The following is a 19,587-nucleotide window of genomic DNA, read 5'->3' on the forward strand; positions in this document are numbered from 1 at the left end:
CGCTCACGCGGGGGGTTGCCGCGCGACGCGCTGTTGTTCGGCGGCCGGCAACAGCAGCAGATTCTCCTCGGCCTCGTCCAAGGGCCGAGCCGACTTCGCCGCGCGGGCCACCAGGATCGCACCTTCCACCGTGCTGACGAGGGGATACCACCCGACCACGGAGGCGGGGCGTCCGCCTCAGGCGGCGCCGACCAGTTCCCGGCGTACCGCGGCGGGGGTGAGCGGTTCGTCGAGCAGGCGGCGGAATCGCTCGCTGCGCTCCCCCGCGTCGGCGGCGCGATCCAGCCAGTCGCCGAGCAGCTTGTAGCCCTCCACGTAAGTGGAGATGTAGGCCCGCCACAGCGGCGAGGACAGGAAGCGCAGCTGCTGGCGCGCCCGCTCCGCGGTGACCAGGCTCCAGCGCTGCAGGAACTCCGCGACCTCGGTCTCGGTGCGGCGGCGGTCGTGCAGCAGCAGCGCGGCATCCTGGCGGACCGAGAGCAGTTTCGCCGAAGCGCGCGATAGCCGCTCGGCACGTTCGCCGTCGAAACGCAGGCCGAGATCGGCATAGATCTCCTGCGCCCACAGACCCCAGCCGGGTCCGACGATCGAGCGCAGCGCCAGGTCGGCCAGCCCCTCGGCCATCAGACACTGTGGGGTGTTGACCAGGAACAGCGTCTGTTCGGCATGGCCCGCGGCGACCAGCCCGGCCTCCTTGCGGCAGTGCTCGGTGTGATGCCCCGGGTAGGACTCGTGCGCGATCAGGTGCGGCAGGTTCGCCATGTGCTGCTTCAGATCGGAGTTGATCGCGACGCGGGAGTGATAGTTGCCGAGGTAGTAGTTGAATCCCGACCACGGCTTGTCGCCGACCACCTCGTAGGTGACGTGCTCGTGGTCGGGCAGCGGGTAGCGTTCGCGCACCTTCTCACGTAGCGCGCCCGAGAACGCCTCCACACAGGCGGCGAGCCGTTCCGGCGGAATCTCCTCCGAACGCCGGTGTGCGGCGATGCGCTCGGCCAGCATGCCCTCCCCGGCCAGCACCTCGTCCATCTGCCGGTGCGCGTCCAGGTAGTCCTCGACCTCGCCGGGCGCGATCTCGACGTCGAAATACGCGCGCACCTCCTCGACGAAGCCGATGTCCTCGCCGGCGAACTTGCGGCCGGAGCATTCCAGTGCGCGCAGATGCGCGTCGAGGAATTCCACCCGCTGCTCGTCGAGCCCGGAATCCGTCAGGGCGGAACGCAATTCGGCGGCTTTCCGGGCCAGATCCCGCGGTTGCGGCGCGGGGGCGTCCTGCACCGCGCGGCGCAGGTCCGGGTCGCCGGTGAAGGCGTCGACGAAACCTTCTTCGAGACGGTCGAAGCTCAGACCCAGCCGCAGATAGTCGGCCACGAGCGGATGCGCATCCATGCCCGCGACGATACTGCGCACCCGCGGCGCTGTCCGCCCGGTGTACCTGCGGTTACCTCCCGGTAGCGGTACCCCCTGTCTTCCGTGCCGAGAGCCGGGAGGACAATTCGCCCTATGCGGCGAGAGCTGGTCCGGAAGTCACAGTGCCCCCACGGCATGTGTGCGTGTTTGCCGAAACGGAGCGTCGGGTAAGTGGCACGAATGAGCGAGCCGAGCCCCTATGTGGAATTCGATAGGAAGCAGTGGCGAACACTGCGCAACTCGACTCCACTGGTGCTCACCGAGGAAGAACTGACCGGCCTGCGCGGTCTCGGCGAACAGATCGATCTGGAAGAAGTCGCCGAGGTCTACCTTCCGCTCGCTCGACTGATCCACCTCCAAGTAGCCGCCAGGCAGCGCCTTTTCGCGGCCACCGCGACCTTCCTCGGGGAGAAACACCCCGATCGGCAGGTGCCCTTCGTCATCGGCGTCGCGGGCAGTGTGGCGGTCGGCAAATCGACCACCGCCCGCGTGCTGCAGGCATTGCTGGCGCGCTGGGAGCACCACCCCCGGGTGGATCTGGTCACCACGGACGGATTCCTCTATCCCACGGCCGAACTCACCCGGCGCGGCATCATGCACAGGAAAGGATTCCCGGAGAGCTACGACCGGCGCAAGCTGCTGCGCTTCGTCACCGAGGTGAAATCGGGCGCCGCGGAGGTGTGCGCGCCGGTCTATTCGCACATCTCCTACAACATCGTGCCCAATGAGATGCACTGCGTGCACCAGCCCGACATTCTCATCGTCGAGGGCCTCAATGTGCTGCAGACCGGGCCGCGGCTGATGGTCTCGGACCTGTTCGACTTCTCGATCTACGTCGACGCGCGCATCGAGGATATCGAGAAGTGGTATGTCCAGCGCTTTCTCGCGTTGCGCAAGACCGCCTTCGCCGATCCGGAGGCGCACTTCCACCATTACGCCGATCTGACCGACGAACAGGCCACCCTGGCCGCGCAGGAGATCTGGAATTCGACCAACCGGCCGAACCTGGTGGAGAACATTCTGCCGACCCGCCCGCGCGCGACCCTGGTATTGCGCAAAGATGCCGACCACACCATCAACCGACTGCGGCTGCGCAAGCTCTGAGCCGCCTCCCGGGATGCGCGGCAGTGGCACTCACACGCCGAAACGGCGGTGTCTGGCGGCGTAGTCGCGCAGCGCGCGCAGGAAGTCGACCTTGCGGAACTCCGGCCAGTAGACCTCGGTGAACCAGATCTCGGAGTATGCGCTCTGCCACAGCAGGAAGCCCGACAGGCGTTGCTCGCCCGAGGTGCGGATGACCAGGTCGGGATCGGGCTGGCCAGAGGTGTAGAGATGCTGGCCGATGGCGTTGACGGTGATCGACTGCACCAGATCCTCGCCGGTCTCCCCCGCTGCGATCTCCTGGCGGACCAGCGAGCGCACCGCGTCGGCGATCTCCTGACGGCCGCCGTAGCCGACGGCGACGTTCACGTGCACGCCCCGGCGGCCTTCGGTCTGCTCGGCGGCGGTGCGGATGCGTTTGGCGATCAGTTCCGGGAAGCCGACGAGCGAGCCGACGATGCGCACGCTCCAATCGCGCTCCGGCGCGGACAATTCCTCGACCACATCGGTGATGACCTCGAACAGGGTCTCGAGTTCTTCGGGATCGCGCTGAAGGTTCTCGGTGGAGAGCAGGTAGACGGTGACCATCTCGATGCCGGACTGCGAGCACCATTCGACCAGCTCGGCGATTTTCAGCGCGCCGACCCGGTGGCCGTGACTGACGTCGGTGAATCCGTTCTCGCGGGCCCAGCGTCTATTGCCGTCGCACATCACCGCGACATGTCGAGGATGTTGTTTTCCGGCCAGCTGCTTGGACAATCTGGCCTCGTAGATGCGATACGGAAGGCCACGCACCCGGTTCCGAAACTCCACGGCGACCAACAGTACGCCTCATCGCCGGGATCTCCGCAGCGGCCGCGATCACAGTGCCGAACGGTGGTGTCCGCGGTAAACCTACGCTACCGTAAGTTACTCATCGGTTTACAGGAGGTACGTCCGTGTCCGACGCAACCGAGCTATCCCGGGCAACCGATACCACCGACTCGGCGCTGTTGGCCGCTTCTCCCGCCGAGGCCGTCGACGCGCTGGCCAAGCCGAGCATGCGCGGCTGGATCCACACCTGGGCACTGGCCGTCTCCGCCGTCGCGGTCGCGATCCTGGTCTACGTCGCGGCGGGCATCTCGGCCTCGGCAGGCTGGTCGACGCTGGTCTACGGCGTCTCGGTCTGCCTGCTGTTCGGCATCAGCGCCATCTATCACCGGATCACCTGGAAGACGCAGCGCACCCGCATCAGGATGAAACGTGCCGACCACTCGATGATCTTCCTGTTCATCGCGGGCAGCTACACCCCGTTCGCCGTGCTCGGACTGCCGGAGACCACCGGTCGGATCTTGCTGACGGTGGTCTGGGCGGGGGCACTGGCCGGGGTGGCGCTGAAACTGCTGTGGCCGACCGCGCCCGCGTGGGTGGGAGTGCCGTTGTATCTGGTGCTGGGCTGGGCGATCGTGCCGGTGGCCGGAACGCTGCTCGACGCGATCGGCTGGACGCCGCTGATCCTGCTCGCGCTCGGCGGTGTGATGTACAGCGTGGGCGCGATCCTCTACGCCACCAAGTGGCCGAATCCGTGGCCGCTGGTGTTCGGCCATCACGAGTTCTTCCACGCCGCGACGGTGCTGGCGGCGCTGTGCCACTACATCGCGATCTGGATGGTCGTGCTGCGCTGAGCAATGCGCACGACCACACCGACAGAGGCCACTATGCTGACTTTTCGTGTCCTCCCCGTGCCGCACGTCACCACGTGATCGCAGGCGCATGCCCGGAGCGGGTGTGCGCTGGTCGTGATCGCCGAGCTCATCGCGTGGACGCTGCGGGCGCGTTGGGGGCTGGCCGCTGTGGTCATCACCGCGAACCTGGCCGGCGTCGCGGTCATTCTCACCCAGTTGTGGCTCAGCGGTTTCCTGGGCCGGATCGGCCCGGACTGGCCGCACACGCTGGCGCTGATCTCGATCTATCCGGTAATCGGCCTGCTGACCGGTGTCGTCCTGGCCTACCGTGATCGCACGATCCACCTGGGCTGGATAGACCAGAAGCGAAGACCGACACCCGATCAGGCGCACCAGCTGCTACGGCTGCCGATCGTCGTCTCCGCTCGCGCGCTCGGGCTGTGGATTCCCGGCGTGATCATCTCGGTGTCGCTGTTCGCGAAGTTCACCCCGGAGAACGATCCCGCGGTGACGACTGCGCTGATCACCATCGGCGCCTTCGAGTCGGCGGCGCTGACCTTCCTCATCGTCGACCGGATGACCCGCCCGGCCATGCCGGTGGTGGCGCAGGTACTCGGCGAGACCATGCACTGGAGTTCCTCGGTGCTGTCCCGGGTGGTCGTCACCTGGGCGGTGTCCGGCGCGTTGCCGTTGCTCATGCTGATCGTCGTGCTGGCCGACCCGGCCGCGGGCGCATCCGACCGCATCCGCACCGCCGTCTACCTGTCCGCCGTCGGCATCGCCGTCGGCGCGCTGGCCACCGCGTTCCTGGCCCGCTCCGTCGCCACACCGATGCGCACACTGCGCTTGGCACTGGAGCGGATCAGCGACGGGCAGACCGATGTGCGCGTCCCGATCGGCAGCGCCAGCGAGATCGGTCGGCTGGAGAACTCGGTCAACGCGCTGGCCGCCAACCTGCGCGAGCGCGACCGGATGCGGGCGGTGTTCGGCCGTCACGTCGGCGACGAGGTGGCCGAACGCGCGCTGGCGGGCGGTGCGAAGCTGACCGGCGACGTGCGGGTGGTGTCGGCGCTGTTCGTCGACGTCACCGGCTCGGTGACCCTGTCGACGCAGCTGGCGCCGGAGGAGTTCGTGGCCAAGCTCAACCGGCTGCTCGCGATCGTGGTCGCGGCGACCGAGGACAACAACGGCTTGGTCAACAAGTTCGAAGGTGATGCGGCACTGTGCGTGTTCGGCGCGCCGGTCGCCCTGGGCGACGACGCGACCCCCGCGCTGCGCGCCGCCCGGCGCATTCGCGACGAAGTGCGGGCCCTCGGCGAATTCGACATCGGCATAGGGGTGGCGCGCGGCCAGGTGTTCGCCGGTGACGTCGGCACCGCCAGCCGCCTCGAGTACACCGTCATCGGTGACGCGGTGAACGAGGCCGCCCGGTTGACCGGCGAGGCCAAGCACGCTCCCCGGCGAATCCTGGTCAGCGGCTCGCTCATCGAAGCCGCCGCGCCGCACGAACGGGTGAAGTGGACCGTCCACGAGCCCATCCTGCTGCGCGGCATGAGCGAGCCGACCGCCACCTGGACCGACGTCGACGTCACCGCGATCGCCGACGCGCCCTCCGAAGAGACGATCGCCCCCTCCGCGGAAGCGCTCGACGCCGCAGGAGAGCCGTCGAGCAGCGCCATCACCGAAATCCGTTCCGCCACAACCGACGACGAGCATTCCTAGACGTCGCGGCGACGCGATCGACGCGTCGGCGCCGGGTTCGGCGACCCGCGTCCGGATCGGGTAACCGGCGAAGGCCGCGACGTCCTCGGCGGCGGGCGGTTCTACCCGGCGAGCGAATCGCGCAGCGCCGCCACATCGGTCACCGGCAGATCACACACCGAGCCTCGGCACACGTAGGCGGCCGCCGCGGGTCCGACCGGCCCGCGATCGGCCAGCAGCGGTGCGGAATCGACTGCGCCGGAAAGGATCACGGACCCACCGGGCGCCGCGGCACGGGCCGCCGCGAGCAAGGGCGCACCGTCCTCGGGACGATCCGCCGCGGTCGCGACCGCGACCTGTATCGGTCCACGCAGCGCCGCCTCGGCGACAGCGAGCCACTGTCCCGCCGAGCGCGGCGCGCGCGCCAGAACGAGGGCGCCTCTGCGCAGGGTCTGCTCGGCGGCCTCCCGATAGCCGGTCGCGCGGGCGGGGTCGGAGAGAGCCGACACCGTCAGCAGGGCTTCGGCCAGTGCCGACGCCCCGGCCGGGGTGGCGCCGTCGATGGGATCGCGCGGGCGGGCCACCAGTGTCTCGGCGTCGTCGGCGGTGTCGAACCAACTGCCCGGCGCGTGCGGATCGGCGAAGTGGCGCAGCGCGCTGTCGAGGACGAGCTGGGCGCGCGTCAGCCAATCCGCTTCGGCGGTGGCCTGATAGAGGGCCGACAGCGCGGTCGTGAGCCAGGCGTAGTCCTCCAGCACGCCCGGCGAGGCGCCCGCCTTCCCGTCCAGCGACGCGCGCAGTACCCGGCCCTCACGCACGTGCTCGGCGAGCAGGAACCGGGCGCAGGCGGCCGCGGCGTCGATCCACTCCGGTTCGCCGAGCGCGGCGCCGGCTTCGGCGAGCGCGGTGATCGCCAGCCCGTTCCACGCGGTGACCACCTTGTCGTCACGCGCGGGCTGCGGCCTGCGCTGACGGGCGGCGCGCAGCATGTCGCGCACCCGCTCGAACCGCTGCGTGTCGTCGGGGTCGGCGTAGCGGGTGAGCACCGAGGCGCCCTGTTCGAAGTTCCCGCCGGTGGTCACACCGAGGATCTCACTCGCCCACGCGCCGTCGATCGGTCCGAGTTCGCCGACCAGTTCGGCGGGCGACCACACGTAGGTCGCGCCCTCCACGCCGGGCCCCTCCGGGCTCACGTGGGTGTCGGCGTCCAGCGCGGAGGCGAATCCGCCGTGCTCGGTGCCGAGATCGTCGAGGATGAACCGCGCCGTCTCCCGCGCCACCCGGGCGGGGAGATCGGTGGCGGCCGGGTCGGTGCGGCGGGCGAGGTGGGCGTAGGCGCGCAGGAGCTGGGCGTTGTCGTAGAGCATCTTCTCGAAGTGCGGCACCACCCATGCCTGGTCGACCGAGTATCGGGCGAACCCACCGCGCAACTGGTCGTAGATGCCGCCGCGCGCCATCGCCTCGGCGGTGCGGCCGACCACGCCGAAAACGGCGGGATCACCGCTGCGCTCCCAGCTGCGCAGCAGACCCTCCAGCAGTGCCGACGGCGGGAACTTCGGCGCGGTGCCGAATCCGCCGTGCTCGGCGTCCTCGTCGCGCAGTACGGCGGCGACCACGTGGTCGAGCAATTGTGGGGTGATGACGAGCTCGCCTTCGGGCAATCCCGAGTTCTGCGCCCGCAGGGCCTCGACCACCTGCGCCGAGGCACGATCCACCTCCTCGCGCCGGTTGCGCCAGGTGTCGGCGACCGCGGTGAGCAACTGCGTGAACGACGGCATGCCGCCACGCGAGGTCTTCGGGTAGTAGGTACCGCAGTAGAACGGCTCGCCGGTGGGAGTCAGGAAGCAGGTCATCGGCCAGCCGCCCTGACCGGTCATGGCGACGGTGGCATTCATGTACACCGCGTCGATGTCGGGACGTTCCTCCCGATCGACCTTCACGCACACGAAGTTCTCGTTCATCAGCGCCGCGGTCTCCGGGTCCTCGAACGACTCGTGCGCCATCACATGACACCAGTGACACGAGGCGTAGCCGACCGACAGCAGGATCGGCACATCGCGATCCCGCGCCTGCGCCAGCGCGGCCGGTTCCCACTCCCACCAGTGCACAGGGTTGTCCGCGTGCTGACGCAGATACGGCGAGGTCGCACCGGTCAATCGGTTCACAGCTGCCAGCCTTCCACATCCGGTGCGCGCCGGGGTGGACCTGTGCGGCTACCTGCCGCGGTTCACCACTTGCGGCCGGTGTAGGCCATCAGCGCGCGGTGCCCGGGCGCATCGTCGTCCACCGGCAGCGCGGGCGCGAACAAGCCTGCCTCCCGATAGACGTCGATCCCGCCGTAGCCGCGCATCGTCTCCAGCAACTCCGCGCACATCGCGTCGTCGATCAGGTCCGCCCGGCCGATGGCCAGCGCCAGATCCAGACCGTGCACCACGAGCTCGGTCAGATGGATCTGCACCGCCGCGGGCGCGGGCACCGGCCCGATGCCCAGGTGCACCGTCGCGGTCGGCACATCCGGCCGCCGCCATGCCGCCCGATCGATCTCCGCCGCCGCCGCGTACGCGGTCTGCGGATCCGACCCGAGCCACCCGTCGGCATTGCCCGCACCGGAGTCGTTGCCGCTCAGCTTGGTGGCGAACGCGTGCATCCCACCGACCAGGTGGTTGAGCACCGTCCGCACATCCCAGTCCGCGCAGGGCGTGGCCGCGGTGAGCTGATCGTCCTCCACTGCGGAGACGATCGCGGCGGTCGTGTCCAGCGCGCGGTCGATCCGGCCGAGCACAGTATCCATGGGCGTCCTTCGGTCGTTCGGGTAAACATTCAAACACGGGCTCCCGACGAATGCCCGGCTGCCGCAACCCCGTTCGGCCCCGCGCCGGCACTGCGCGCCGCACGGCTCCGACGCGGCGGACGGCCTGAGGGACGACAACGACCGGGACGAAACCCGGCCGCTGTCGCACGATCGTTCTTCTACACAGGCGGCGAACTCACTCGGTCCGCTTCTGGTCCGGCCTGCCGGATTCGGCATCGTCGGGAGACTTCTGCAGCGGCACCGCACCGGGGTCGGTGCCCTCGTCGGCCACTTGGTCGGGTTCGGGGTGCTCGGGCTCGAAGGTCGGCGGAAGGTTCTTCAGGTGCCGGTTCATGGAGCGGACCAGCAGGAAGGTGCCCACCAGCAGGAGCAGGACGATGGCGAGGCCGAGGGGGGATGCCTTGCCGAATTCGGGGCCGGTCGGGGTCCCCGGGGTCTGGGCGAGAAATTCGACGATCACCGCTGCGCTTCCTCGATACCTGCGAAAAGATCGGTTTCCGGGATGGCTGTACGCACCCTGGTCTGGGCCAGTTCGAATTCCTCGGTCGGCCACAGGCGCTGCTGGAGCTCCACCGGGATCGCGAAGAACGCGCCGTTCGGGTCGATCTGGGTAGCGTGCGCGCGCAGGGCGTCGTCACGCTGTGGGAAGTACTTGCCGCACTCGATCTGGGTGGTGACCCTGCCCATGATGTCGCCGCCGCGCGCGCTCGCCCGCGTGCGGCTCATGTCCAGCCATTCCTGCAACGGGAACGGCCGGCCCAGCCGCTCGTACTCCTCAGCGAAGATTTCGAGTCGCCGCAGGATGAAACCGTGGCTGTAGTACAGCTTGAGCGGGGTCCACGGTTCCCCGGCGTCGGGGAACCGTTCGGGATCGCCCGCCGCCTCGAATGCCGCGACCGACACCTGGTGGCAGGCGATGTGATCGGGATGCGGATACCCGCCCATCTCGTCGTAGGTGGTGATGACGTGCGGCTTGAACTCGCGCACGACGCGCACCAGCGCTTCGGTCGACTCCTCGAGCGGCACCAGCGCGAAGCATCCCTCCGGCAGCGGAGGCGGCGGGTCGCCCTCGGGCAGGCCGGAGTCGACGAATCCGAGCCAGCGATGCTGCACCCCGAGCGCGCGAGCGGCCGCGGCCATCTCCGCACGGCGGATCTCGTGGATACGGTCCAGTACACCCGGGGTGTCCATCGCGGGGTTCAGGATGCTGCCGCGTTCGCCGCCGGTCAACGACACGACGAGGACCTCGTGCCCCTCGTCGGCGTAGCGCGCGGTCGTGGCGGCACCCTTGCTGGATTCGTCGTCCGGGTGTGCGTGTACCGCCATGAGGCGAAGGCCACTCACGTCTTGTTCACCATCGCTCTCGGTCGCGGGTGTCGGCTCGTCATTACCTATAGTTCCATTCGAGCCTTCGTTGTTCCGACCTACCCCCCGGGAGCGAGCCGTCATGAGCGATCCAGTACCGAACGGCGTCGGCGCGCGCCCCGCCGACCGGTACGGCGCCACGCCGGGAGGGCGTCCGAAGTGGCTGGTCCCGCTCCTCGCGCTGGTGGTGCTCGCGGCCGGCGCCGGGGTCGCCTACCTGGGCTTCCAGAAGTACGGGCCGGCCGAGATCGAGGCCGACGAACTCGGGTACACGGTCGTCGACGACTCGACGGTGTCGCTGCGGTTCAAGGTGACCCGCGCGGATCCGCGGCAGGCCGTGGTGTGTTTCGTGCGCGCCATGGATCGCGACACCATCGAAGTGGGCAGACGTGAGGTCTTGATCACCGGATCCGAGCACGGCACCGTCGAGGTGACCACCGAGATCCGCACCTCCGCGCGCTCGTCCTCGGGCAGCGTCTACGGATGCAGCGCAACGGTTCCGGAGTACCTGCGGGCGCACTGAGCCGCCACCGCCCGGGCAGGTGCGCCCGAGGCCCGCTCGACGACCTGAAATCCCGCTCGGAGCGGCAAAAATATATTCCCACCTGCATCTTTGTGAATCATGCTAAAATGGCGTGATACACGGTTCCGTGCCTCGGAGCCGTGTTTGCTGCATTGGCGGCAGGCGCAGCGCGGTCACCGGATCTTCACGGGTTCATCCGGCTACCGCGCACGTCGGGGTCATCGAAGCCATGACCCCCGGTTTCTGCGTCTGTCGTCGGCTGGTGCATGCCCGCCCTCGGACGGGTCGCGCGCCGGTTTCAGGGAATCCCGGCATGCCGGGAACAACTACGAGGGAGTGATCGAGATGACCGAGACGAATGTGACCTGGCTGACCCAGGAATCGCACGACAGGCTCAAGAGCGAGCTCGACGCGCTCATCGCCAACCGTCCGGTCATCGCCGCGGAGATCAACGAGCGTCGCGAAGAAGGCGACCTCAAGGAGAACGGCGGATACCACGCCGCGCGCGAGGAACAGGGCCAGCAGGAAGCTCGCATTCGCCAGCTGCAGGAGCTGCTGAACAACGCCAAGGTCGGCGTCGCGCCGACCAAGTCCGGCGTCGCGCTGCCCGGCTCGGTTGTCAAGGTCTACTACGACGGCGACGAGAGCGACACCGAGACCTTCCTCATCGCCACGCGCGAGGAAGGCCTCGGTCATTCCGAGCTCGAGACCTACTCCCCGAACTCCCCGCTGGGCGGTGCCCTGATCGACGCCAAGGTCGGCGAGACTCGCGAGTACTCGCTGCCCAACGGCAACATCATGAAGGTGACTCTGGTCAGCGCGGAGCCCTACCACGGCTGACCCCGCGTCTCCTCCGAACCCGGCACAGATGCGAGCGGCCGCACTCGAATACGAGTGCGGCCGCTTCGTCATCTCCGGGACTCCTACTTCGCCAGTGCCTGCTCGATGTCGGCGAGCAGATCGCTGACATCTTCGATACCGACCGACAGCCGCACCAGATCCGCGGGCACCTCGAGTTGCGAACCCGCGGTCGAGGCGTGGGTCATCGCGCCCGGATGCTCGATCAGCGACTCCACGCCGCCCAGCGATTCGGCCAGGGTGAAGATCTTCGTGCGCGAGCAGAAGTCGAGCGCCGCCGCCTTGCCGCCGTGCAGCCGCACCGAGATCATGCCGCCGAAGCGGCGCATCTGCTTGGCGGCGACGCCGTGACCGGGGTGTTCGGCCAGGCCGGGGTAGATGACCTGGGAGATGGCCGGGTGTCCGGCGAGCAGCTCGGCGATCGCCTCGGCGTTGTCGCAGTGCCGTTCCATCCGGACAGCCAGCGTCTTCGTGCCGCGCATGGTCAGGTAGGCGTCGAACGGGCCGGGCACCGCGCCCGCGCCGTTCTGCAGGAAGGCGAACGCCGCGTCGAGTTCGGGGTCGTCGGTGATCAGCACGCCACCGACCACATCGGAATGCCCGCCCAGGTACTTGGTGGTCGAGTGCACCACGATGTCGGCGCCGAGCAGCAGCGGCTGCTGCAGGTACGGGGTGGCGAAGGTGTTGTCGACCACCAGCTTCGCGCCCGCGGTGTGCGCGACCTCGGCCAGGGCCGGGATGTCACCGATGTTGAGCAGCGGGTTGGTGGGTGTCTCGACCCACACCAGCTTGGTGTTCGGGCGCATGGCCGCGCGGATCGCGTCGACATCGGTGATGTGCGCGGGGGTGTGTTCGATGCCCCACTGGCTGAACACCTTGTCGATGAGACGGAAGGTGCCGCCGTAGGCGTCGTCGGGGATGACGATGTGATCGCCGGGGCGCAAAACGGCGCGCAACGCGCAGTCGGTGGCGGCCATGCCGGAGGCGAAGGCACGACCGTGGCGACCGGACTCGAGCGCGGCGAGGTTGGCCTCGAGCGCGCTGCGGGTGGGATTACCGGTACGGGCGTATTCGAAACCGCCGCGCATACCGCCCACGCCGTCTTGGGCGAAGGTCGAGCTCGCGTAGATCGGCACGTTCACCGCACCGGTCTGGGGATCGGGGTCGAACCCGGCGTGCACGGCCCTGGTGGAGAATCCCAGATCGCTCATAGACGACAGCGTAGAGGTCGCGTCTCGGTGACTTTCCGCCGGAGGGTGGTCCGTGACCTTACCGTGCCCGCGCGCGATGCGCTCGCTGTGACGGCCCGCACCCGCGCAGTCCGGCGCGTATCACCGATCACGCCCGCGGACAGCGGCGCGGTCGAGTTCGCGCAGGGACCGGCACCGGCCTCGCCGATCCTCGTCCGGACCGCGAGAATCGCGGGCTCGGCAACGACGAACGCCCGCCACGGATTCACGGCGGACGTTCGTCGCGGGCCGCACATCGCTCGGCCCGGGGAAGATCAGTGCCCGATGGAGCCGGTGCTGAGGAAACCGAGCAGATCGTGGCGGGTGATCACGCCGACCGGCTTGCCCTCCTCGACCACCATGAGCGCGTCGGTGTCCGAGAGCGCCTTGGTGGCGGCCGAGATGGGCTCGCCCGCGCCGATCAGCGGGAACGAGGGGCTCATGTGCTGGGCGACCGAGTCGGTGAGCTGGGCGCGGCCCTCGAACACCGCCGAGAGCAGGTCGCGCTCGGTGACGCTGCCCGCCACCTCACCGGCCATGACCGGCGGTTCCGCGCCGACCACGGGCATCTGCGAGACGCCGTACTCGCGCAGGATCTCGATCGCGTCGCGCAGGGTCTCCGACGGGTGGGTGTGCACCAGATCGGGCAGTTCACCGGACTTGCCGCGCAGCACGTCACCGACCAGCGGTTCCGGACTGCCGTCCAGGCGGGTCCGCAGGAAGCCGTAGGAGCTCATCCACTGGTCGTTGAAGATCTTCGACAGGTAGCCGCGACCGCCGTCGGGCAGCAGCACGACCACCAGCGAATCGGGATCGCGCCGCGCGACCTCGATCGCCGCCACCACGGCCATGCCGCAGGAGCCGCCGACCAGCAGGCCCTCCTCGCGGGCCAGCCTGCGGGTCATCTCGAAGGAGTCCGCGTCGGAGACCGCGATGATCTCGTCCGGGATGGACGGGTCGTAGGCCGACGGCCAGAAGTCCTCGCCGACGCCCTCGACCAGGTAGGGCCTGCCGGTGCCGCCGGAGTACACCGACCCCTCGGGGTCGGCGCCGATGATCTTCACCTTGCCGCCGGAGATCTCCTTGAGGTAGCGACCGGTGCCGGTGATGGTGCCGCCGGTGCCGACGCCCGCGACGAAGTGGGTGATCTTGCCGTCGGTGTCGCGCCAGATCTCCGGGCCGGTCGTCTCGTAGTGGCTTTCCGGGCCGCCCGGGTTGGAGTACTGATCCGGCTTCCACGCGCCGTCGATCTCGCGGACCAGGCGGTCGGAGACGCTGTAGTAGCTGTCCGGGTGATCCGGCGGGACGGCAGTCGGGCAGACCACCACTTCGGCGCCGTAGGCGCGCAGCACATTGCGCTTGTCCTCGGACACCTTGTCGGGGCAGACGAACACGCACTTGTAGCCGCGCTGCTGGGCGACCAGGGCCAGACCCACGCCGGTGTTGCCGGAGGTCGGCTCGACGATGGTGCCGCCCTCCTTCAGCTCTCCGGACTTCTCGGCGGCCTCGATCATCTTGACCGCGATCCGGTCCTTGGAGCTGCCGCCCGGGTTGAGGTATTCGATCTTGGCGGCGACCAGTCCCGCGTCCGGTCCGACGACCGAGTTCAGCCGGACGAGGGGCGTATTGCCGATGAGGTCGACGACGTGGTCCGCGATGCGCATAGCTCCATCGTTGCAGAAGCACCCTGTGTGAGTTCGCGCACGTCACCTGTTCCGCGCTTTAGGATCGGCAGCCATGAGGCAGACCCACTTGCGCCGGGTCGCCGCGGTACTCGCCGGCGTCGCGGCGACCGTGGTGGCCGGATCGAGCGCCCAGGCGCAGACCGACACCGTGAGATTCCCACAGGTACCGACCATGGCCAGGGGCGGGCTGTGCTGGACTTCGCTGCAGACCTGGGCCGACACCGGTCCGGACTGGCCGGGCCGCGCGGTGTTGAACGTGCAGGCGGAGCCGGTCGTCGGCGTCGGGTCCGGCAGCCACCCCTTCGCCCCGCTGTGCGAGGTCCGCACCACGATGACCTGGCGCAATCTCGACACCGGCGCGACGGGGGCGTTCGACAACGTCGTGGTCACCGGCATCTACGGCAGCATCCTGTACTCGCTGTTCCAGGACACCGGCCCCGGCCGCGTCGAGGTCACCGTGACCACCGACACGCCGAGCATCCCCGCCAAGGGCGTCTTCACCGTTCCCGCCTGAGCTGTCGCGCCGGGGCGGTGAACAGCTCGCGCCCGGCTCCGGCGGGCTCGTGGCACGTAAACTTCTCGACGTGGCAGCACCTCGCATCGACAGGCGTGCCGCGGCGCTGACCGGCCTGACGACGGTGCTGGCCGGTTCCGGCGCCGGCACGCTCTCCTGGCTCGCCTACCGGATGCTGACCGCCCAGGCGGGCGTGGCCCGCGGCGTCATCGGCCGCGACACCTCCAGACCGCCGGAGGCCGACGGCATCTACACCGCCGGTTGCCTCGCGCCCGAGCCCTGGCGTACCGGCACCCCCTTCGACCTGCACCTGATGATCTTCGGTGATTCGACCGCGGGGGGCGTGGGCTGCGCTACCGCCGATGGCGTGCCGGGTGTACGCATCGCCCGCGCCGTGGCCGAGGCGACCGGACGGCGAATCCGGCTGAGCACCAAGGCCATCTCGGGCGCGACATCCAAGGGTCTGGCCGGGCAGGTCGACGCCGTGTTCGTCGCGGGCCCACCGCCGGACGTGGCGATCATCTTCGTCGGCGCCAACGACGTCACCAAGAAGCACTCCATCGGCGCCTCGGCCCGCAGGCTCGGCGCGGCGGTGGCGCGATTGCGCGCGGCGGGCAGCGTCGTCGTGGTGGGCACCTGCCCGGATCTGGGCACCGTGTCGGCGATCCCGCAGCCGTTGCGCGCACTGGTGCACAACTGGGGCGCGCGTCTGGCCGCGGCGCAGGCCGCGGCCACCACGGCGGCGGGCGGGCTCGCTGTGCCGCTGTCGGATCTCGGCCCGGAATTCCTCACCGCACCCGACCGGATGTTCTCCGCCGACGGCTTCCATCCCTCCGCCGACGGCTACCAGCTCGCCGCCGGGCGCATCCTGCCCACCCTGCTGGCGGCGCTGGAAACCCGTGGCGTCGAGACCGACCACGGTCCGGGACCGACCCAGCGCGGGCTGACCGCACGGCTGCGCGCACTCGTCTCCCAGACGCAGACGATCACGACGATGCGCGGCAGATGACACCGGGTCCCGGAGGTGGCGCGGCACGGCGCGGGAGACGCGAACAAGTGAATCGGCATTCCGGACGATCCGCTTCGAGGCGGGACGGCGGGCTTCCCGCTGAATGGAATCGACTGCCCACCGGATGTTCTCCCGCGCGGGGACGCGACGTAGATTCGAAGTGATCCGTACCCGCGAGTAGCGCGCGACCAGGTCGTCGACCACCGTGCGCGCTCCGAGACATAAGGAGTCCTCATGCCCGAGGCCGTCATCGTTTCGTACGCACGCTCCCCCATCGGCCGCGCAGGCAAGGGTTCTCTGGTGAGCATGCGGCCGGACGACCTCGCCGCGCAGATGGTTCGCGCCGCACTGGACAAGGTCCCCGCGCTCGACCCCACCCAGATCGACGATCTGATGCTCGGCTGTGGCCAGCCCGGCGGCGAGGCCGGCTTCAACATGGCCAAGGTCGTGGCCACCCACCTCGGCTACGACTTCCTGCCCGGCGTCACCCTCAACCGGTATTGCTCGTCGTCGCTGCAGACCACCCGGATGGCCCTGCACGCCATCAAGGCCGGTGAGGGCGAGGTGTTCATCTCCGCGGGCGTGGAAACCGTCTCGCGCTTCCCGAAGGGCACCTCCGACGGCTGGCCCGACAGCCACAACCCGACCTTCGCCGAGGCCGAGGCCCGCACCGTGCGGCGCACCGAGGCCGGTTCCGACGCCTGGACCGACCCGCGGGAGAAGGGCGAGCTGCCCGACATCTACATCGCGATGGGCCAGACCGCCGAGAACGTCGCCCAGTTGACCGGCATCTCGCGCGAGGACCAGGACCACTGGGGCGTGCGCTCGCAGAACCGCGCCGAGGAGGCCATCAAGTCCGGCTTCTTCGAGCGGGAGATCACCCCGGTGACCCTGCCGGACGGCACCGTCGTCTCCACCGACGACGGCCCGCGCGCGGGCACCACCTACGAGAAGATCTCCCAGCTCAAGCCGGTCTTCCGCCCGGACGGTACGGTCACCGCGGGCAACGCCTGCCCGCTCAACGACGGCGCCGCCGCCCTGGTGATCATGAGCGACACCAAGGCCAAGGAGCTGGGCCTGACCCCGCTGGCCCGCGTGGTCTCGACCGGCGTGTCCGGCCTCTCGCCGGAGATCATGGGCCTTGGCCCGATCGAGGCGGTGCGCAAGGCGCTGAAGTTCGCGGGCAAGACGGTCTCCGACATCGACCTGTTCGAGATCAACGAGGCCTTCGCGGTGCAGGTGCTCGGCTCGGCCCGCGAGCTGAAGATCGACGAGGACAAGCTCAACGTCTCCGGCGGCGCCATCGCGCTGGGCCACCCGTTCGGCATGACCGGCGCACGCATCACCGCGACGCTGATCAACAACCTGCAGACCCACGACAAGCAGTTCGGCGTCGAGACCATGTGCGTCGGCGGCGGTCAGGGCATGGCGATGGTGCTCGAGCGCCTCAGCTGATCGGCTGAGGAGCACCCATCGGGTGAACGACGAGGGCGGCCGCCGGATCTCTCCGGCGGCCGCCCTTTCTCGTCGGGATGCGCGTACTAGTCGTTCTGGAAGTAGCTCAGCAGACGCAGGATCTCGATGTACAGCCAGACCAGGGTGACGGTCAGGCCCAGTGCCACGCCCCAGGCCGCCTTGGACGGCGCGCCCGCGCGGATGAGCTGGTCGGCGGCGTCGAAGTCGAGCAGGAAGCTGAACGCGGCGATGGCGATGCAGACCAGGCTGAACACGATCGCCAGCGCGCCGCCGTCACGCAGGCCGAAACCGCCGTCGGTGAAGAAGCTCGCCACCAGGTTGCCCAGCATGAGCACCACGACGCCGATCATGGCGCCGATGAGCATGCGGGTGAATCGGGGGGTGACACGGATCGCGCCGGTCTTGTAGACCACGAGCATGCCGGCGAACACACCGAAGGTGCCCAGCACCGCCTGACCGATCAGCGCGCTACCGCCCGCGCCGCCGAACTCGACGCCGGTGAACATCAGCGACAGCGCGCCCAGGAACAGGCCTTCGGCGACCGCGTAGGACAGCACGATGGCCGGGTTGTCCATCTTGTTGCCGAAGCTCGCGACAAGCACCAGCACGAAGCCCACCAAGCCGCCGCCGATGACGAACAGCGGTGCCAGACCGGAGTTGGCCGAGCTCAGCGCGAAGGACAGGATCGCCGACAGCGTGAGCACACCGAGGGTGATGCCGGTCTTGGTCACCACGTCGTCGATGGTCATCGACCTGGTGGTGGGGGCCTGCTGGTACGGCTGCTGGACGGGCCTGCCGTACTGATCGGTGTACTGGTTGCCGAACTGCTGCCCGAACTGCCCGGCACCCGCCACACCCGAACCGAAGTTGGCGTATCCGCCTACCTGCTCCTGCTTCGGGAGGTTCTTGAAGATCGGATTGCTTGTACTGCGCACCGTGAGTGCCTTTCTGGAGTCGTTGCGACTGTCGTGTCGAGCTGACGCTCGATCTCCATCCGTTGCCCTATCCAACGTACGGCTCCGCCGAGTAGTTCCACGGAACCCAACGAGACAGACAAATCGGACTCTACCTGGGGCGGGCGTCGCGCAGCCCACGCACCGACCGGGTGACGGTGAACTTCTTGTTGCGCCCGATCACGTCGGTGTGCCCGACCATCCGTTCCACCACGCCCCGGTAATTCAGGTGCGTGTTGTACACGGTCCACAATTCTCCGCCCGGGCGCAGAACGCGACCCGTTTCACAGAACATCTTGATCGCGGATCCGGTGTGCACCGCCGCGCCCACATGGAACGGCGGATTGCAGACCACCAGATCGGCGCTGTTGTCCGGCAGCGAGGACATCGCGTCGTCGCGCAGCACGCTCACCCGGTCGGCGACCCCGTTGGCGACGGCGGTCGCCGCGGCCGAGGCGACCGCCGCCGCGGACTGATCGGTGCCGACCACCCGGATACCCGGCCGGGAGCGCGCCAGCGCGACCGCGAGGATCCCGGTACCGCAGCCGAGATCGATGGCTTCGCGGGCGTCGGGCTTCATGAGCTTGAGGTGATCGAGCAGGAAGCGGGTGCCGATGTCGAGGCGAGTGCCGGAGAAGGCGGCGCCGTGCGCGATCACCTCGAGATCGAGTTCGTCGAGATGTTCGCGGACCGGGAACCGCGGCTCGCCCACCGGTTTGGGGCCGCGCACGGTCAGCGTCCGGGATTTCTGCCTGCCGCGGCTGGCCGTGACCTCGCAGAACGATTGCGCCAGCACGTCGTTCATGGTCTTGGTCAGATACTTGTCGCGCCCGCCCGCGATCACCAGCACTTCCGGATCGGCGTGGCGGGCGATCGCCTCGGCGACCTCGGCGAGCCCGGACAGCACACGCGGCAGCCGCATCAGTACCACCCGTACGCCGGCGAGCAGTTCGCCGGCGAGCGGATGGGCGGTGTAGCGGTCGGCCAGCCCGAGGGTGCGGGCGTTGCCCGCCAGCGCCAGTTCACCGGTGAGCAGATCCTGGTGGACCCGCACCGCGCGCAGATCGTGGCGGGCGATCAGGCCGAGGGTGAGCGCGCCGTAGGCGTCACCGATCACCGCGACACGCCCGTCGTCCGACGCGTCGACGATGTCGGCGGCGGCGTCCAGGATCAGCCGGTCGGCGGCGTCGACGGCAAACAGGTTGAGCGCCTCCACGTCCGGGTGACGCCGCAGGCGGGCGAGAATGTCCTCGACATCGTGCACGAAGTCAAGTGTGCTCGATCGTT

19 protein-coding genes are annotated in these 19,587 nt (G+C 69.0%); 8 read left to right on the plus strand and 11 right to left on the minus strand.

The features are described 5' to 3' along the window. Nucleotides 1–3: 3 nt before the first annotated feature. Both IU449_RS29475 and IU449_RS12620 read right to left on the minus strand, forming a co-directional pair. Complete coding sequence (locus tag IU449_RS29475; protein ID WP_267468264.1) at nt 4–129, minus strand: hypothetical protein; 126 nt, start codon at nt 127–129, stop codon at nt 4–6. Between the two features lie 48 nt (nt 130–177). After that, nucleotides 178–1,389, minus strand: a complete 1,212-nt coding sequence (locus tag IU449_RS12620) for a DUF885 domain-containing protein (RefSeq protein ID WP_195001971.1) — start codon at nt 1,387–1,389, stop codon at nt 178–180. Nucleotides 1,390–1,581: 192 nt separating this feature from the next. On the opposite strand from IU449_RS12620, the gene coaA reads away from it, so the two are divergent. Then, nucleotides 1,582–2,514: a type I pantothenate kinase gene (coaA, locus tag IU449_RS12625; RefSeq protein WP_195001972.1), complete on the plus strand. Its 933-nt coding sequence runs from the start codon at nt 1,582–1,584 to the stop codon at nt 2,512–2,514. 30 nt (nt 2,515–2,544) lie between these two features. On the opposite strand, the gene IU449_RS12630 is transcribed toward coaA, so the two are convergent. Further along, a complete protein-coding gene (locus IU449_RS12630; RefSeq protein ID WP_195001973.1) occupies nt 2,545–3,333 on the minus strand; it encodes an isoprenyl transferase in 789 nt (262 codons plus the stop codon). Between the two features lie 218 nt (nt 3,334–3,551). Between IU449_RS12630 and trhA the strand changes: the two genes are divergently transcribed. Both trhA and IU449_RS12640 read left to right on the plus strand, forming a co-directional pair. Beyond that, complete coding sequence (trhA, locus tag IU449_RS12635; protein ID WP_195002538.1) at nt 3,552–4,175, plus strand: PAQR family membrane homeostasis protein TrhA; 624 nt, start codon at nt 3,552–3,554, stop codon at nt 4,173–4,175. Between the two features lie 114 nt (nt 4,176–4,289). Beyond that, complete coding sequence (locus tag IU449_RS12640; RefSeq protein ID WP_195001974.1) at nt 4,290–5,897, plus strand: adenylate/guanylate cyclase domain-containing protein; 1,608 nt, start codon at nt 4,290–4,292, stop codon at nt 5,895–5,897. 101 nt (nt 5,898–5,998) lie between these two features. On the opposite strand, the gene IU449_RS12645 is transcribed toward IU449_RS12640, so the two are convergent. From IU449_RS12645 to mca, 4 genes are all read right to left on the minus strand, one after another. After that, the gene (locus IU449_RS12645; protein WP_324188205.1) at nt 5,999–8,041 is read right to left on the minus strand and encodes a thioredoxin domain-containing protein; all 2,043 of its coding nucleotides are present in this window, start codon (nt 8,039–8,041) and stop codon (nt 5,999–6,001) included. Between the two features lie 62 nt (nt 8,042–8,103). After that, nucleotides 8,104–8,667 carry a TIGR03086 family metal-binding protein gene (locus tag IU449_RS12650; RefSeq protein ID WP_195001975.1) on the minus strand — a complete coding sequence of 188 codons (564 nt, stop codon included), beginning with the start codon at nt 8,665–8,667 and terminating at the stop codon, nt 8,104–8,106. A 196-nt stretch (nt 8,668–8,863) separates the two neighbouring features. Next, a complete protein-coding gene (locus tag IU449_RS12655; protein WP_195001976.1) occupies nt 8,864–9,148 on the minus strand; it encodes a hypothetical protein in 285 nt (94 codons plus the stop codon). Continuing rightward, nucleotides 9,145–10,032, minus strand: a complete 888-nt coding sequence (mca, locus tag IU449_RS12660; RefSeq protein ID WP_195001977.1) for a mycothiol conjugate amidase Mca — start codon at nt 10,030–10,032, stop codon at nt 9,145–9,147. The genes IU449_RS12655 and mca overlap by 4 nt, the downstream gene beginning before the upstream one ends. Before the next feature lie 103 nt (nt 10,033–10,135). Between mca and IU449_RS12665 the strand changes: the two genes are divergently transcribed. Then, a complete protein-coding gene (locus IU449_RS12665) occupies nt 10,136–10,576 on the plus strand; it encodes a DUF4307 domain-containing protein (RefSeq protein WP_195001978.1) in 441 nt (146 codons plus the stop codon). Nucleotides 10,577–10,921: 345 nt separating this feature from the next. Continuing rightward, entirely contained in the window at nt 10,922–11,416 is a 495-nt protein-coding gene (gene greA, locus IU449_RS12670; RefSeq protein WP_195001979.1) for a transcription elongation factor GreA, read from the plus strand. A gap of 83 nt (nt 11,417–11,499) precedes the next feature. Here the strand turns inward: greA and IU449_RS12675 are convergent, their stop codons facing one another. Together IU449_RS12675 and IU449_RS12680 are read right to left on the minus strand one after the other, a co-directional pair. Continuing rightward, on the minus strand, nt 11,500–12,645 hold the full coding sequence (locus tag IU449_RS12675) for a cystathionine gamma-synthase (RefSeq protein WP_195001980.1): 1,146 nt from the start codon (nt 12,643–12,645) through the stop codon (nt 11,500–11,502). A 293-nt stretch (nt 12,646–12,938) separates the two neighbouring features. Then, the gene (locus IU449_RS12680; RefSeq protein WP_195001981.1) at nt 12,939–14,327 is read right to left on the minus strand and encodes a cystathionine beta-synthase; all 1,389 of its coding nucleotides are present in this window, start codon (nt 14,325–14,327) and stop codon (nt 12,939–12,941) included. A gap of 73 nt (nt 14,328–14,400) precedes the next feature. Here IU449_RS12680 and IU449_RS12685 point away from each other — a divergent pair, with 73 nt between their 5' ends. The 3 genes from IU449_RS12685 (at nt 14,401) to IU449_RS12695 (ending at nt 17,326) form a co-directional block, all read left to right on the plus strand. Continuing rightward, nucleotides 14,401–14,862 (plus strand): hypothetical protein, encoded by a 462-nt coding sequence (locus tag IU449_RS12685; protein WP_195001982.1) that lies wholly within the window; start codon nt 14,401–14,403, stop codon nt 14,860–14,862. Nucleotides 14,863–14,932: 70 nt separating this feature from the next. Next, the gene (locus tag IU449_RS12690; RefSeq protein WP_195001983.1) at nt 14,933–15,871 is read left to right on the plus strand and encodes an SGNH/GDSL hydrolase family protein; all 939 of its coding nucleotides are present in this window, start codon (nt 14,933–14,935) and stop codon (nt 15,869–15,871) included. Between the two features lie 234 nt (nt 15,872–16,105). Beyond that, nucleotides 16,106–17,326 carry an acetyl-CoA C-acetyltransferase gene (locus tag IU449_RS12695; protein WP_195001984.1) on the plus strand — a complete coding sequence of 407 codons (1,221 nt, stop codon included), beginning with the start codon at nt 16,106–16,108 and terminating at the stop codon, nt 17,324–17,326. An 86-nt stretch (nt 17,327–17,412) separates the two neighbouring features. Here IU449_RS12695 and IU449_RS12700 read toward each other — a convergent pair whose 3' ends face one another. Both IU449_RS12700 and IU449_RS12705 read right to left on the minus strand, forming a co-directional pair. Continuing rightward, nucleotides 17,413–18,282, minus strand: a complete 870-nt coding sequence (locus IU449_RS12700; protein ID WP_195001985.1) for a Bax inhibitor-1/YccA family membrane protein — start codon at nt 18,280–18,282, stop codon at nt 17,413–17,415. A gap of 130 nt (nt 18,283–18,412) precedes the next feature. Continuing rightward, nucleotides 18,413–19,564: a methyltransferase gene (locus IU449_RS12705; protein ID WP_195001986.1), complete on the minus strand. Its 1,152-nt coding sequence runs from the start codon at nt 19,562–19,564 to the stop codon at nt 18,413–18,415. Nucleotides 19,565–19,587: the final 23 nt, after the last annotated feature.

It is taken from the genome of Nocardia higoensis, assembly GCF_015477835.1.
Taxonomy (GTDB): Bacteria; Actinomycetota; Actinomycetes; order Mycobacteriales; family Mycobacteriaceae; genus Nocardia; species Nocardia higoensis_A.

Coding starts and splice junctions, on each gene's coding strand:
- IU449_RS12620 (WP_195001971.1), bottom strand. CDS start 1,389: ATGGATGCGCATCCGCTCGTGGCCGACTATCTGCGGCTGGGTCTGAGC.
- trhA (WP_195002538.1), top strand. CDS start 3,552: ATGCGCGGCTGGATCCACACCTGGGCACTGGCCGTCTCCGCCGTCGCG.
- IU449_RS12650 (WP_195001975.1), bottom strand. CDS start 8,667: ATGGATACTGTGCTCGGCCGGATCGACCGCGCGCTGGACACGACCGCC.
- IU449_RS12665 (WP_195001978.1), top strand. CDS start 10,136: ATGAGCGATCCAGTACCGAACGGCGTCGGCGCGCGCCCCGCCGACCGG.
- greA (WP_195001979.1), top strand. CDS start 10,922: ATGACCGAGACGAATGTGACCTGGCTGACCCAGGAATCGCACGACAGG.
- IU449_RS12675 (WP_195001980.1), bottom strand. CDS start 12,645: ATGAGCGATCTGGGATTCTCCACCAGGGCCGTGCACGCCGGGTTCGAC.
- IU449_RS12680 (WP_195001981.1), bottom strand. CDS start 14,327: ATGCGCATCGCGGACCACGTCGTCGACCTCATCGGCAATACGCCCCTC.
- IU449_RS12685 (WP_195001982.1), top strand. CDS start 14,401: ATGAGGCAGACCCACTTGCGCCGGGTCGCCGCGGTACTCGCCGGCGTC.
- IU449_RS12695 (WP_195001984.1), top strand. CDS start 16,106: ATGCCCGAGGCCGTCATCGTTTCGTACGCACGCTCCCCCATCGGCCGC.